The sequence below is a fragment of the Brenneria nigrifluens DSM 30175 = ATCC 13028 genome (assembly GCF_005484965.1).
GTDB classification, from domain to species: domain Bacteria; phylum Pseudomonadota; class Gammaproteobacteria; order Enterobacterales; family Enterobacteriaceae; genus Brenneria; species Brenneria nigrifluens.
In genome coordinates this window covers 1,436,195-1,450,530 of sequence record NZ_CP034036.1, presented here as the reverse complement: position 1 = coordinate 1,450,530, position 14,336 = coordinate 1,436,195, and the positions used below count along the sequence as shown (strand labels likewise).

General features: G+C 54.4%; 15 protein-coding genes and 2 pseudogenes. 2 read left to right on the top strand and 15 right to left on the bottom strand.

Annotated features, from left to right (window positions below; all coding sequences use genetic code 11):
• Positions 1-318: 318 nt before the first annotated feature.
• The 11 genes and pseudogenes from EH206_RS06670 to EH206_RS06620 form a co-directional block, all read right to left on the bottom strand.
• Positions 319-660, bottom strand: coding sequence for an Ogr/Delta-like zinc finger protein (locus tag EH206_RS06670; RefSeq protein ID WP_009112021.1), 342 nt, complete (start codon positions 658-660; stop codon positions 319-321).
• A gap of 308 nt (positions 661-968) precedes the next feature.
• Positions 969-3,653, bottom strand: coding sequence for a DUF927 domain-containing protein (locus tag EH206_RS06665; protein WP_009112020.1), 2,685 nt, complete (start codon positions 3,651-3,653; stop codon positions 969-971).
• A complete protein-coding gene (locus EH206_RS06660) occupies positions 3,650-4,060 on the bottom strand; it encodes a hypothetical protein (RefSeq protein WP_009112019.1) in 411 nt (136 codons plus the stop codon). Before EH206_RS06660 ends, EH206_RS06665 begins: the two co-directional genes overlap by 4 nt.
• Positions 4,047-4,283 (bottom strand): hypothetical protein, encoded by a 237-nt coding sequence (locus tag EH206_RS06655; RefSeq protein WP_009112018.1) that lies wholly within the window; start codon positions 4,281-4,283, stop codon positions 4,047-4,049. Before EH206_RS06655 ends, EH206_RS06660 begins: the two co-directional genes overlap by 14 nt.
• A complete protein-coding gene (locus EH206_RS06650) occupies positions 4,276-4,458 on the bottom strand; it encodes a hypothetical protein (protein ID WP_009112017.1) in 183 nt (60 codons plus the stop codon). Before EH206_RS06650 ends, EH206_RS06655 begins: the two co-directional genes overlap by 8 nt.
• Positions 4,451-4,648, bottom strand: a complete 198-nt coding sequence (locus EH206_RS06645; protein ID WP_136163925.1) for a host cell division inhibitor Icd-like protein — start codon at positions 4,646-4,648, stop codon at positions 4,451-4,453. Before EH206_RS06645 ends, EH206_RS06650 begins: the two co-directional genes overlap by 8 nt.
• A gap of 83 nt (positions 4,649-4,731) precedes the next feature.
• A pseudogene (locus tag EH206_RS06640) lies at positions 4,732-5,007 on the bottom strand (ash family protein); the annotation flags it as partial.
• A 90-nt stretch (positions 5,008-5,097) separates the two neighbouring features.
• On the bottom strand, positions 5,098-5,607 hold the full coding sequence (locus EH206_RS06635) for a GPO family capsid scaffolding protein (RefSeq protein WP_009112016.1): 510 nt from the start codon (positions 5,605-5,607) through the stop codon (positions 5,098-5,100).
• 8 nt (positions 5,608-5,615) lie between these two features.
• The gene (locus EH206_RS06630; RefSeq protein ID WP_009112015.1) at positions 5,616-6,614 is read right to left on the bottom strand and encodes a P2 family phage major capsid protein; all 999 of its coding nucleotides are present in this window, start codon (positions 6,612-6,614) and stop codon (positions 5,616-5,618) included.
• 37 nt (positions 6,615-6,651) lie between these two features.
• Positions 6,652-7,509 (bottom strand): hypothetical protein, encoded by an 858-nt coding sequence (locus tag EH206_RS06625; RefSeq protein ID WP_009112014.1) that lies wholly within the window; start codon positions 7,507-7,509, stop codon positions 6,652-6,654.
• Between the two features lie 4 nt (positions 7,510-7,513).
• On the bottom strand, positions 7,514-7,732 hold the full coding sequence (locus EH206_RS06620; protein WP_009112013.1) for a helix-turn-helix transcriptional regulator: 219 nt from the start codon (positions 7,730-7,732) through the stop codon (positions 7,514-7,516).
• Between the two features lie 451 nt (positions 7,733-8,183).
• On the opposite strand from EH206_RS06620, the pseudogene EH206_RS06615 reads away from it, so the two are divergent.
• A pseudogene (locus tag EH206_RS06615) lies at positions 8,184-8,593 on the top strand (IS1 family transposase); the annotation flags it as partial.
• A gap of 536 nt (positions 8,594-9,129) precedes the next feature.
• On the top strand, positions 9,130-9,525 hold the full coding sequence (locus tag EH206_RS06610) for an H-NS family histone-like protein (RefSeq protein WP_009112012.1): 396 nt from the start codon (positions 9,130-9,132) through the stop codon (positions 9,523-9,525).
• A 313-nt stretch (positions 9,526-9,838) separates the two neighbouring features.
• Here EH206_RS06610 and EH206_RS06605 read toward each other — a convergent pair whose 3' ends face one another.
• The 4 genes from EH206_RS06605 to EH206_RS06590 form a co-directional block, all read right to left on the bottom strand.
• Positions 9,839-10,648 carry an ABC transporter ATP-binding protein gene (locus EH206_RS06605; protein ID WP_040342996.1) on the bottom strand — a complete coding sequence of 270 codons (810 nt, stop codon included), beginning with the start codon at positions 10,646-10,648 and terminating at the stop codon, positions 9,839-9,841.
• Positions 10,648-11,373: an ABC transporter permease gene (locus EH206_RS06600; RefSeq protein ID WP_369750655.1), complete on the bottom strand. Its 726-nt coding sequence runs from the start codon at positions 11,371-11,373 to the stop codon at positions 10,648-10,650. Before EH206_RS06600 ends, EH206_RS06605 begins: the two co-directional genes overlap by 1 nt.
• A gap of 112 nt (positions 11,374-11,485) precedes the next feature.
• Positions 11,486-12,445, bottom strand: a complete 960-nt coding sequence (locus EH206_RS06595) for an ABC transporter substrate-binding protein (RefSeq protein ID WP_009112008.1) — start codon at positions 12,443-12,445, stop codon at positions 11,486-11,488.
• A 53-nt stretch (positions 12,446-12,498) separates the two neighbouring features.
• Entirely contained in the window at positions 12,499-14,097 is a 1,599-nt protein-coding gene (locus EH206_RS06590; RefSeq protein WP_009112007.1) for a UbiD family decarboxylase, read from the bottom strand.
• Between the last annotated feature and the right edge of the window lie 239 nt (positions 14,098-14,336).

The following is a 14,336-nucleotide window of genomic DNA, read 5'->3' as shown; positions in this document are numbered from 1 at the left end:
TTTCTTTTTCTACAAACCAACCCGCCAGCCCGCGCCGTGGCTGGGTTGGTGCGTTCCGATGCCAACTGAAATCATTGAAACAAATTTCAGCTTTTTTCAGTTTTGCCGTTTTTCGTCAATTCTAAAATTTGCAAAAAATCACGCTATCTCTTTGAATTTAAAGACACGATGCGATTTTGTGTGGCGTAATGAAAAAAAATAGGCGGGAAAGACAGTGCGCCGCCGTTCCGGCAATCCCTTGCCGGACGGGGCTTACAGACGAGTAATGATGTTGGAATAACTGAAAAAATGAGAATGGCCAATGCGGCGTTACGCGCTTTATTTCTCCCCAATTTTACGCCGCACCACAACCAGGGAATTTTCCGGCTCGTCCACGTTTTCGGCCTTTTTGTCGTCCTCCTGCGCCTGCCTCAGCATGTCGATCATCTCCTTGCGCTTATCCGGCGCGATACCGTCTATCACGCTCTTAATCACATGCCCGTGGGTTTTGGCGCTGGGGCTAAGCGTATGTGAGAACGTCATATTCATCACAAAGGTATGCCCGCATTCCACATCGGTACAGGCGCAGTAAATATCTGAGATATGCGGATGCTTCCGATGGGTTTTCTTCACCCTGGCCACCGTGCCGCATTCCGGGCAATAAACACGCATTATCCTCATATCACTCACTCCTTCCATTCTGTTAACCCCGCCCGCCAGAAATAAAGCCTTAACGGACGGCCATTTTTAATATGTTTCTCTTCTCTGCGTGTGGTAACAGCGGTAACACTGGTAACAGCTTTGATATAAAAGACTTTTCTCTGTTACCACTGAATTTTCATTACTGGTAACAGCGGTAACAAACTGCTTTTTGTTACCAGTGTTACCACTGACCTTTATTCACTGGTAACACGTTCAGCCCTTGTTCTGTCTACTTGTTACCAGTGTTACCTCTGTTACCTCAGAAAAATAAGATTCACGCGAGAGTATTACCCCAATACGCTGCTATTAAACTGGTACACCCGCTTGACGCCTATTTCTGGCAGGCGGATGTTTTTCTGTGTCCGGGCAGCATCTTCCGGCAAATCCAGATACCCCGCCCTGGCGCAAAGCTGCGCCACTTTCTTTGCATCGAACCCTTTGCAGATTTCTTTCCAGCCCGACGACAGCACGTAAAACGTGGTTACCGCATCCTCTGTGTTATGGCCTTTGGCCACTTGCCGGAAGCCCACCAGATTGGCCGGGCGGCTGTATTCGTTGTGCCAGTCGGCAAAGCGGCTGAACTGGTTACGGGTGATAAAGTCTTTCACCTGCTCCAGCGCGGCGGCTTCCTCCTGATTGGCCACATGGCCGCGATCGACCATCCACGCATCCAGACAGACTTTTGCCGCCCGTAGCGCTTCCCCGGCAGGCCAGCCAGTTATCCCCGCTTCGGTGGCCAGTTCGCCCGCCATCGCCACCAGCGCAAAGCGCGTCACCGCCCGCCCCACCTGGTTGCCCGCCTCCGCTGGGGTTAACTCGCGGGTGTAGGTTTTCAGCAGCGCTTTGGCTTTCGCCGTCATGCCGGATAAATCCGCCGTTAGGTGGCGCAACCACTCGCGGAACGCCGCGCCGTGGTATTCCGTTACCGCCTGCTCTAAATGCTCGGCCAACGTCTTACCGCCCGAAAAGCCGTGAAGCTCTTCAAACACGCCGTACTTACCCGAATCGCTGGGGATTTGCACCATACGCACTTCCACCCCGGCATAGGTGCGTTCCCCGGCATTAGCGGCATGTTCAACCAGCGACAGTTCCCCGGTAGAGAGAAACAGCAGGCACCAGCGATTCGTTTCCCTTACGCTGCCGTCCGTTCTGGCTCTGGCCTTACCCTGGCCGTTGGCCAGCATATAGGCGATATTCCCGGCCTCGCGTCCGTCTACCTCGCGGATTTCATCAAGCATCAGCGTGGCATCGTTACGGCGGCTGGCCGTGCCTTCCAGCGCGTTGCCGGTTGAGCGCCAGGTGTGCCAGAAATCCGCGCCGCCGCACACCGACGCCGCCACCTTCATGGTGGTAGTTTTGCCATCCGTCGATTCCCCTTTCAGGTGATAGCCGCCGCCCCCGACGCCGACCAGCTTTAGCAGCGGCGCGGCAAAGGCCAGGCTGACGGCAAACGCCACGCGGGCGTTACCCACGCAATACCGCGCCACCTGGTCGCGCCAGTCAGCCAACGTTCCGGCAGTGCGAAAATCCCGCCCCTGAACGCTGGACGTTTGCAGAATCACCGATTCCGCCCCCTCGCCTATCACTTCATCCTGAAGCACGTACACCGAGCCGTGCCAGCCGGTTTTACTGACGCACGTCACCTTGCGGTCTGGCTTGCACAGAGAAAGGTATTCCATCAGGTGCGCCCGCGCCTGGCCGTTGGTGTTGATGTACGACAGGCCGTTAACCAACAGTACCCGGCGCAACTCTTCCCCGCTGCCGCCTAATAGCTCCATCGGCATCGCCCATTTGCGGCTTACGCCGTTGGTGTCCTCCCATTCCAGCAGGCGGCCGTAGTTGCTGCCGTCCATATCGCAGGTGATAGCCGTCACCCGTACCGGGCTGCACAGCTTGATATTGCGGATTTCCGTATCGCCGTCCGACTTGTTCACCAGTTTGTCAAACCACAGGTATTCTTTGGTCAGCCGGAAGCCTTGCGGCAGACGGGTTTTGCCCTTGCCAAACAAAATCATTTCCTCGCGCAACGCCTCTTTGGTGCGCTCCTGGCCATGCTCCTGCCTGAAATCATCCCAATCCGCTTTATAGCGCGTCGGCGGCAGCGATACCCAGCTATCCACCGCTTTGGCCGCTTTCTCCGCCCACTGTTTCCCGGTGTTTTCCTTGCCGTCGTCAAAGTCGTTATCCCCGGCTATCACCAGCCGCACATCCGGCCAGCGCTGACGGAACGCCTGCGCCACATTCGGCAAGTTACTGGCGGCAACAGCCGCCACCGTGACGCCCTCAGTCAGTGCCGCCACCGTCAGCGCGGTAGCGTAGCCCTCGGTGATAGTGACCTGCTCCGGCACATCCAGCGGTAGCGGTTGCAGGGCAATAAAGCTGCCCGCCAGGGTGGAATGGGCCAGCAGTCGTTTATCCCCTAGCGGGCTGATTAGCTGCGCCCCGGTCACCTGGCCGTCAACGTCAGTCAGCGGCAGCAGCAGTGAACCGGCAGGAAATGCCACGCCGCCGCTCTGTTTCTCCTGCCCAATCAGGGGCAAGCCGTGCCCCGTTAAGCCTTTGTTGGTCAGATAGGCGCTTTCGCCTGTCTCACAGGTCGCCCGCAGTTTGCGATAGGCGACGCTGAACTGGCGGCGCTTTTCGGCTTCGTCGGCTTCTTTCCTAGCGGGCGGAGTTGTCGGGTGTTGCACTTCCGGTAAGCCCAGCACGGACGCCACCGCATCGGCAGCGGTTTTGTTGTCGCCGCCGCTGACCAGTTGCACCAAATCCAGCCCGTCGCCGTTGCCGCACTGCGAACAAAACCACGTCCCGCGCCCGTTCTTATCATCAAAGCGGAAACGGTCGGTGCCGCCGCATTTCGGGCAGGCGCCGTGCCTGCCGTTAGCCGGAATCGTAATCCCCAGCGCCGGTAATATCTGCGCCCAGCGGTTGCTTGCCGCCTTGACCGTCTCGGAGAGTTTGGGTCTGCTCATTGCACCTTTCCTCCCGCCGTCAGCGTTTCCACCACGGCACCGGGCGGCAATTCGCCATCCGTCGCGCCGTTGGCAATCTCCGCGTACACCGCCGATAAGCAGAGGTAGCCATACGCCGACAGGCGCACCGCCTCACGCATAAAGCCCGGTTCGAGCATTTCATACAGCGTCTGCGCCACCATCGGTTGCCCCATATCACAGCCGAACTGGTCGATATAGGGCGCTTCAAGATGGCGAATGATGTTAATCGCCACCTTGTCGGCGGTCAGCGGAATGCGGCTACCGTTCAGCACATAAACCGCCTGGCCGTGTTGGGCAGTCATGGCCTCAATAAAGGCGCTGGCGATGTAATGGCGCAGCAGCGCCATTTTGAAAGCCGGTGAGGTCGGCATGTTAATTGCGCTCATGGCGTTCCCCTCCGGCAAAGAATGCGCTGGTTTCTACCGCGCCATTGATCTGGTCACGAACACATTCAAAAATGGCGGCAAGGCCGTCCGAATTAAGCGGCTTATTGGGGTGATCGGCATGGTGGCGTAACAGATCGGCCATGCACTCGGTGGCCTGTAAGGCACGGTGTATACGTTCTTCGCCGTTCTGCGTGTAGCCGCAAGGGAAAAGGGGATTAGTCATGGTCACCCCCCGCTACCGGCTGGTGAAAAGCGCGGTGCAAGTTGTCCAGCCGCTCCCATAGAACAAAGGCCAGAATTTCTTTGGCCTGGGGCTGTTCCAGTTCAACCAGCGCATACGCCAGCGCCCGGCATTGGTCGATGATTTCTTCGAGTTCCAGCGGCGTGTTATCAAACATGACGCGCCCCCTCAACCGGCAGACGGCCAGCAAAAGCGAGCACATAGTCACGCGCCAGCAGACGGCGGGCGCTACGTTCATTCGGGGCAATAACGGTTTCACGGTGCGGGACGGCGTGAACATCAGTACGGCGCACGGCAAGAAATAAAAAGACAAATTCAGGGTGAGTTTGGGTAGGGGTAGATGACATGGCGTCAACCTCCAACGAGTAGCTAAATTGCTACCACCAGAGTTTCCACGCTCATGATTGGTGGTAGCCCAGACGGGGGTGGAAATACCGGCCTCGTTGGATACCGGCCAGCCCGTAGGCTGCCCCGCCTGAGCCACCATTGATTCGGTACGGATCGATGCCGTAAAAAATAGGTGTACTAAGGCTGCGACAATAAAAAAGACGCAAGGCGCGTCTGGTGTCGCCAACGAGTTACACGGGTTTCCACGCCCGGTTGCCGATTTTGCGGCAACGGGCAGACTATACCCCGCGTTTTCTAACGACAGCAAGCAATTTTTATCCGAATGCCGGTGATTGACCGGGTGCGTTATCGCGTACATAGTGTTTCCTGCTCAGTGACGAGCCATGACGTTAGATGACAAGGGAGTGTTACCCGGTGCCTACCGCACCGGGTATTTTTTTGCCTGCGTTTAGCCGCCTGATATCGCTGAATACCAGCCGGACGGCGACAGCGAAAACCGGCAGGGGATCGGCTGGCTGAGCCGGGCGCGTTTCCCACGGCGTGAGAAATACGCCCGATTAGCGCTAAAGCGGATGCGATCCGTTCCCACACTGGCGGGGCTGTCCGTTACCGCCAACCCGCTGAGATAAAACCGCCCCGCTTCGGGGAAATCCTCTTCAATCTCAATCGAGCAAAACAACTTTTGCCCTTTCTCGTTGTAGCTGACCAGTTGCGCCGTGGGACGAATGCGCACAAACAGCCGGGATTCGCCTTCAATAACCTCGTGTTTTGCGGCCAGCACTTCCCCCAGGTTATCGCCATTGCGTTTATGCTCGCCCCAAATCAGCGCGGTATAGCGTGCCGGGTTGTAGGTCGCCCCCATGTCTTTCAGCCAGGCCGGATCGATATAGCGCCCGTCAATGGTTGCGCCTTCGGTGGCCACGCAAAACCAGCCGGTCGTTAACTGTGAATCGTTCATATGCTCCCTCACTGCAACAGCGTGATGGCCTGCTCATCGGCAGCGGCATACAGATAACCATCCCCCAGCGCATACCCCTCATTACGCCAGTAGCTATGCTCATATACGGAACGATCATCAATGAATTCAGCCCGAAAGTAGCGGCTGTGTTTTTGCGTGTAGACGTGCAGGTTTTCCAGCGTGGTAATGGCCAGCCGTTTACCCGGCATAAACGGCGGAACAAAGGCAAAGCGCCCCGCCACTGAACTGGCGGCCATCTGCGCGGCGGCGAGATCCGCTGGCCGGTCTGCCATATTGAACAGCCGTAGCCGTTCCGCAGCAGCCAGTTCAGCGCCCACCAATACCACCAGGCGCGGATCTTCGCGCAAGCCTTCCGGTATCTTTTGGGTGATCAGGTGATTGGCCAGTGCATCCAGGTGCGGGAAGTCGCCGCCATTTCCCAGGGCGATCGCATCAGTCAGCACTTGTGAGCCGCCATTAAATTGTTTGGCAACGGCATGCCAGCCAAGATTGATATCTTCCCCTTTGGGGTACTTCGCGGGATTGGTTTCCGGGCTGAGAAACGCGCCATTTAGCCCGATGCGCAAAATATCTAACGCCATTGCCCGTTCAAAGAACGCCGCCACCGTTCGGGTGAAATGGTCAATCCCGCCTACGTTGGCAATGAGTGACATTTGCTCATACGACAGCGATGCGCAGGAATCCGTTTCAACCAGCACATACGGCGTACCGTTGACAGCCAGCGGCTTATTAAATCGCCCCTCCATCGCACGCCCGGTATGCAGGCTGCTATCCCCAATGGTGATCGCCTGACCGCTTTCTTCCGCCATATCCATCAAGGTGATGCCCTGCATCATCCAGCCGGATTCCAGTAAGGCGACGCGTAATTTATTTTCTGCCTCTTCTGATACAGAAAACGTTTTTTTGTTGCTGCTTAAATAACTTGCGCCGCGGGTAAAATTGCGATGAAATTCCCCCGCCAATGCAGGAGCATTAACGTGATGCATAAAATATCCTTTTATAAAAATGGGGTAATACGGTGAATTACAGTGCGTTTCGCATCATGCTATTTTTATATTGTTCGGCCTCTAACGTTTCTATCATTAATTTCACATAATCATTTACCGGCATGAGTTGGCGAAATAGTTCACCGTCATGACCGTAATACAAACGGCATAATTCAGATTTTGCGATCCCATTATTATTTAACTCATATTTATCTATGGGGTGACGACAGCATTTTAATATCTCTTCAACCGCTTTTTGTAATTCATCCATTGCCGACCAGGCATAAATATGGGATTCACAGCTTAAACCATCAGAATAAGAGCTTATTTTATAAGCATACTCAGGTAAAGAAGCAACCGGCAGCTTTTCCATCACCTTATTCATAAAGCCTTTGATGTTCTTTTTCAGCATTGCTTCCACAACGGGGCGTAATAAACCTAATAATCCGTATCGCGCCTGGTAAATTAATTTAGCCCGTTCAAAATCATCTTGTGCCTGTAACCGCCGCTCCTGCATCTGCCTCATGGCTTCTTTCATGGAAACAAGGCTTTCCCTGGTATCAGGCATATTTTGGTGAAGGATATCAGCCTCGCCGCCGTATCGGATAACGCCTTTCTGAGCTTCATCAACGGCTTTTTGCGCGGTAACACAAATCGCCGTGCCACGCTCTATCAGGACGTTGATTTCGTCCGGGTCACACATGTAGCTGGGCATGTTATAGCCGGTCAGAGTTTCCAGTTCGGCTAATGAGCGCTCCATTTTAAACAGGCGATAGATTTCAATTACCCGGATCGCATAACCGCCATCCCCGTATTTAGGTTCAAATGGAACCGGATGATAAGCCGCGATGATGTTCATGGCTTTGTCGTATTTACAGTGTTCTATTTTTTTCATTTTATTACTCCACTCCTTTCCTATTTACCAGATTGCTATTAATCCAATCGATAATTTCTTGCTCTACCCACGCCACCGTTCTTTCCCCGATCGATACATTAAGCGGGAATCGACCATCCTTCATTCTGTGATAAATCGTTGAACGCGGAAGCCCGGTTTTGGCCATTACATCCTTTAATCGAATCAAGCGTATTTCTTTGCCTTTATTTAAATAAGCACCCATAACTACACCTTTACCATTTTTATTTTAGCCGCACGATACCCATGAGATAAATTCAGATTCAAAAGGAGTTCGTAAGATGTATATAGATTTACATGTAGAGTACATCTTGTAAATAGAGGGGATTTTCACATATAGGTAAATAGTGTTTTGTTTAATAGTCCTCCCATCATATTCAATAATATTTAGTCGTATTTATCACTCATTATCACTATATAATTACTCGACTCAGAAGGTAAAGAATTGTAAATGCACAACATCATCACTCGGCCTTAGCATTTCTAGTCGTGTCTATGATTGGTTGAATCTGATGTATAACGTCCGCTTGTGAGGTTCTTCCATGGCCAGCGTCAACAATCATTGCACCCATCGCAACTCTGCTCAGGTTTCCCCCCGGACGCTGAAATCGGCATTACACCGCCATTCGCACTTTAAAAAACACTCGCCACGATGAATAACTTCCTCTCCGGTAGCCCATGCTGAAGTGATGCTGATCTGCAAGCTTGATGCGCAATGGAGTTTTGTCGGTAGTAAAACCCATCAGCACTGGATCTGTTTCGAGTACAAAACAAAAACAGGTGACGTACTGACCGACACCTTTGGCCGCGAACGGTGAAACCAGCCGTGAATTGCTGGCGCGGCTCATCCCTTTAAATCTGCATGATAACCAGCGACGACAGCGGGAGTTAGGCCAGAGATGTTCCCAAAGAAAAACATCTGACCCACAAAATATTTACTCAACGTATTGAACGTAACGACCTGACGCTGAGAACCCGAATAAACAGACTAGTCCGCTTCTCGCGCTCTGTAGAACTGCATGGAGAGGTCATTCGTGCCTTCATCGAAAAATACATGATCTACTGATTGGAGGCATCACCGAATTTTTATTCACGTATAAGCACATGTATAAATAAAAACACACAAAAAATAAATCACTTAAAAAACAAACAATTAATAAATAAATTCGATTCCAGTCGGGGACACCATCACTCGCCAAGCGGCGCGCACCGACCACAACAACCCCATCATCCCCAACGTCCGGCGCCTGCATTAACCCTATTTGTCGCGTCATAGTCATTGGCGGCAATAATCCCCAAAACTAAAAATCGTCCGACAGGTAAATCCCTGTTAGTTTTCTTTTACGGCCAGGTCGGTTTACCTGCGCGGTCATTTAAATGATATGGGATATGATCAATTAATTGTGAGTGAACAATAGGAGAAATAAATATTCAGCTGATTTTCCGGCAAGCGGCATAAGGCGATAGCTTATAGCTGACCTGTTATATTTGAATGAAATTCAGATTTAACACAAGGTAATATTTATATAGCAATACATCGATCTCGTTTTAGCGCCAAATATCTTGTATGCTGATAATGTCTTTTCAACATAAGGAAACCCCATGATGAGTTTTAATATCCTCAATAATGTCCGCTCTCTTCGTGCTCAGGCCAGAGATACCGATCTTGAGGTGCTTGAAGATCTGTTAAGCAAATTCACCGCCATTGTTGAAGAGCGCCGTGAAGAAGAAAGCAAAGTTCAAAAGGAGCAGGCTGCGCGGCTGGCCAAACTGGAAGCGATTCGCGCTAAATTGCTTGAAGACGGTATAGACCCGGCGGAACTGTTGGAAAGCGTAAAATCTAAACCGGCCAAAGCAAAACGTCATCCCCGCCCCGCTAAATACAAATATATTGATGAGAACGGCGATGAAAAAACCTGGACCGGTCAGGGGCGAACGCCAAAAGCCATAACAGCCGCGCTGGAAAGCGGCAAAAAACTGGAAGATTTTTCCATCTAATTTTCCGCTATACCCTAAATAATTCGAGTTGCAGGAAGGCGGCAAGGGAAGGAATCCCGATGAGCTTACTCAAGTAAGTGATTCGGGTGACTGAACGCAGCCAACGCATCTGCAGCTTGAAGTATGACGGGTATATCGTTTTTTTAGCCGCTAATAATCGTTAGCGACTAATATCACCTTTCCCTATACCTTAAATAACAGACCAGGCGTCTCTGCATTCAATACGGCATCCAGTCCATCGCCGGCCGGTTAAATTTAAATGCCGTTTACGGCGTCGCTTATTAAAAAAATTAAAACCAGTCCGCCGCGACATTCAGGAAGGCAGCGCCAAATTGGACCAGATGGCCTCCGTAAGTTGGATAAAAGCGGGAGCGCCGCGCAGAGCGCGCAGGTGGCGCGGCCGCGGCAAGGTAACGCGGTAATCCGCGATGATGCTTGCCGGACGGGCGCTGAAGACGATCACCCGGTCAGCGAGGGCCACCGCTTCCTCAATATCATGGGTGACAAAGATAATCGAACGGCGTTCCGCCTCCCACACCCTGAGCAGTTCCCTGCCCATGGCGATCTTGGTTTGGTAATCAAGCGCGCCAAAAGGCTCATCCATCAGCATCAAAGAGGGCTGGTAGGCCAGCAGGCGGCCCAAAGAAACGCGCTGGCGCATCCCGCCGGAGAGCTGATGCGGCCAGGCATGCTCAAAACCATCCAGACGCAGAAGCGTTATCAGCGCGGCAATGCGCTCGTCCCGCTGCTCCGCCGGCATCCCGCCCAGCTCGGCGCCGATGCGAATATTGCCGCTCACGGTTTTCCAGGGCAGGAGCGCATCTTTCTGGAACATAAAGCCCACGCCGGGCGGCGTGCCCGTTACCGGTTTACCATCCACCATGCTGATGCCGCCGGAAGGTTGCAGCAAACCGCAAAGCGCGCGCAGCACGGTGGATTTTCCGCAGCCGCTCGGGCCGACGATGGCAATGAATTCGCCTTCCGCCACCGTCAGCGAAACCCCCGCGAGAACCTCAAGCTGTGCGCCATCCGCCAGGGGAAAGGCGACGCGAAGATCGCGCAATTCCGCGCGATAAGGCTGCCGGGGATCGCTCGCTCCCGCCGCCTGATGAATATTGGTCATTAACGCCACCGGATCATCCTCTTTTCAATAAAGCCGATCAGGTAATTGGCGAGCATGGCCAGAATCATAAGCACAACCAGACCGCTGAACACCCCGGTGGTATCGAGCTGGCCGCCGGAGCTTTCAATGTACCAGCCCAGACCCCGGTTGGACCCGATCAGTTCCCCGACCACCGCGCCAATCAGCGCCAGGCCGACGCCGATGCGAAACGAGGCCAGGATCCACGGCACCACCGCGGGAAAAAGCACGGTTCTGGCGATATATAACCGTCCTGCGCGCATCGATTTCATCAGGTCGATCTGGTCGGCATCAATGGTTCTGATGCCCTCCATCACATTGAGAATAAAGATAAAGATCACCATGGTGAACGACATGGTGATTTTGGAAAACAGGCCGATGCCGAACCACAGAATAAAAAGCGGCGCCAGCGCCACGCGCGGCAGGCCATACAGCCCCATAATGATGGGATCGAGTAGGCGCGCCAGCCGCGGCGCGCAGGCAAGCCCGATGCCGACGGGCACGCCGACAATCGCCGCCAGCAGCAGTCCGGCGGCGGCTTCCAGCAGCGTGATGGAGGTGTGCAGCCACAGATGTCCGCTGAGCGCCAGTTCGAACAGGCGCTCGGCAATCATACTGGGGCGGCTGCCCCAGAACGGATTGTACAGATGGTATGAGGCCAGTTCCCAGAGCAAAAGCAGCACGATAATCAACGCCAACTGCGGCACCACCGCCGCGCGGGCAAGCCGGCATTATTACGTACGCTTATGGTGCTCCCGGGCAGGGTTGTCTTGGGCATGACGGCTCCCGAACATGGTTGCGAAAAGCATTAACCCCCTCTCAGGGATGCGTGTTAATGGTGATATCCCGGTATGGGGAGACGTTCTGGTTCGGGTTTACCGCGCGAACAATCTCGCCAAGGGTGGCGTAGCTCTCCGGAGAAAGCACGCCATCGGTCGACAGGTAACCGGAGGTGACGTCAGTAACGATCTGCCGGATAAGCGCGTCGTCTTTAACCTCGGGGAACATCTCTTTAAGCGCCTTGGTCAGCACATGCGGATCCTGATGAATAATCGCCAGCGCCTTGGTGATGGCCCGGGAAAGGGCGGCGGCCCGCTGCGGATTTTTCTCCAGCCAGGCGTCCGTTACGATCAGCCCCTGCGAGGGGTAGGCCAGCGTGCGGTAATCTTCCAGGATCTTGAACTTGCCGCTATCGGCGAGGGTGATCTGGATATCCGGGGTGGTGAACATGCCGGCGGAGATAGCGCCGGCCTGGATGGCCGCCCGCTGCGCGCCGGCGCGGCCAACGGCGATAAGGCTAAAATCCTTATCCGGATCGAGGCCGATTTGGCGAATGGCGTAGCGCACCGTGGTATCCGTCAGGCTGCCCGCGGAGGTGATGCCGATTTTTTGCCCTTTGAGATCCGCGAGACGCGTTGCGGACAAACCGGCCCCGGCGAGCAACGCGTAGCTGTGGCGGTCAGCCAGGGAGACCAGCACCTTTCCCCCCAGCCCCCTTTCCTGTAGGCGAACCGCATGTTCGACCGCGCAGATGCACGCATCAACGCTGCCGGATGCCAGAGCCTGAATCGCCGGGCCGCCGCCTTTGAAATCGAAACGTTGATAGGAAAGCCCCTCGGCTTTCAGTAACCCCTCCTGGTCAGCAACGATAATCGGCAGCGACGCGGCCGATGTCTGCGCCGCGCCGATTTTGATGACGGACTCCTGGGCGGCGGCAACCGAAAACAGTCCGCTGATGGCCATCAGCGCCCCGATAAGTATGGCGTGTTTCGTTAGCATAATATTTCCCGAAGATAAGAAGGTCTGACGTTGGGGGTAAATAAACGACGCATTTACTGCGGAAAGCGCACGGCAAACTCTGACCCGCGCTCGCACATTCGCCCGCGGGCATCCTGCCACAGCCGTTGCGTACTATGCAGTTTGCCCAGGGCGCGGGCGACGGTTTCGAAGTTATAGCGCCCAAGCGTATCGGCGATGTCGGTATAGAAACGCGGCTCGGTGCGGATCATGCTCAGGATCTCATCGGCTACGGCGTCGATCTGCGCATCACTTGCCGTGGTTCCGTCCACGTCCGCTTTGCCGGCGATATACTCCTCCAGCCGCGCGCTATCCGCATAGGCGTAAGCGATGCGCTCAAAGCGCTCATGGGGGATCCCCTCCGAAATGGTGGCGTCAATCCCCAGTTTCGCCGTGGTCGGCACCACGCCGGGCGGCATCACCGGCAGGCTGGGATCCAGCGGTTTGCCGCGCGCGCCGCTGATAATGACGAGATCCTTGTCCGCCTGCACGCGGGTGGCGATGGCCCATTCGACGTCCACCGGATTGAAGACGTCGATATCGTCGTCAACCACCACCACATGTTTGAGATCCATAACCGAGAGCGCGGCGAGCAAGGCGTTTTTCCCCTCGCCCGCCTGTTTTCTGATGGAGATCACCGCGTGCCAGAAGGCGCATCCCCCCAAGGTGACGTTGATATCCTTGACCGCCACCCCCGCCGTCTTCAGCGCCTGGCGAATCTGCGTGTAACGGGTAGGCGCGGCAAGCCAGGTATTCTCCCACGGCATATGCAGCGCATAATAAATGGCGTCCTTGCGCCTGCGGATCGCCTTTACCCGCACGATCGGGTTCCAGTGCAGGCCGCCCATCAGCCGGGTAAACTCGCCGAAGCGGCCTTCCGGATAGACCCATCCCGTCGGCAGGATTTCCGCTTCGATAACAATTTCCGCATCCGCGATACAGGGCACGTCGATCAGGTGGCCGGGCGCGAGCTCGACCGGCGTCTCGCGCAGTCCGCCGGCAATCGCCATTTCGTCGACGCCGAGCGGCGCGCGAAATCCCGAACCCATGATTTCATAGGGATGCGTGCCGATCGAAATAGAAATGGGACAAGGTTTTCCGGCCTCGAACGCCCGCTGGGCGAAAAGCCGCATATTATTCGGGGTAACGAGATCGATGCCGGTAAGGTCCTTCTCCTTGACGATAAAACGATAGATGCCGGAATTGAGGCCGAACTCAGGATCGCGGGCAATTACCACCCCGGCGGTGATCATCGGGCCGCCGTCATAGATCGAACTCATGGGAATCGGCAGCTTGTACAGATCGATATCGTCTCCCTCAAGCACCACCTCCTGTATGGGGGACGTTGCCACCCGCGTCGGCGGGAGCGGATTATCGATGGCTTTTTGCAGCTTGCCCTCTATTTCCTGATAGGTTTGACACCCCATCGACATGATGACCCGCTTCTGCGAACGGATGATGCCGGAAACAACCGGGATATCGTAGCCGATGACATGGTGAAACATGATGGCCTTATCGGACTGATCGACCAATGTCGCAATATGGCGAATATCTACCGGCTGTCTGAAATCAATGAGTTCGCCCTCATTTCTCAATCGCTCGATAAACTGCCGAAAAGATTCATTATCTTTCATCGTTATCCTTTAATTAATTCGGGTACGAATTGAGTTGATGAATATCTTTGTCCCGGCATCCGTGGCGGTATCGCTTGCTGAACAATATAGTGCAGCGCAAGCGCTGCAGGGGTATTTATGCCCTGATTTTCAATATGGAATCAAACAAAGAAGCCATAAAAAAACATACCGCTATTCCATTGTAAAATGAGAAAAAAAACTATCTATAGCCAATTTATCTCTAGACTGGGACTCTCAAA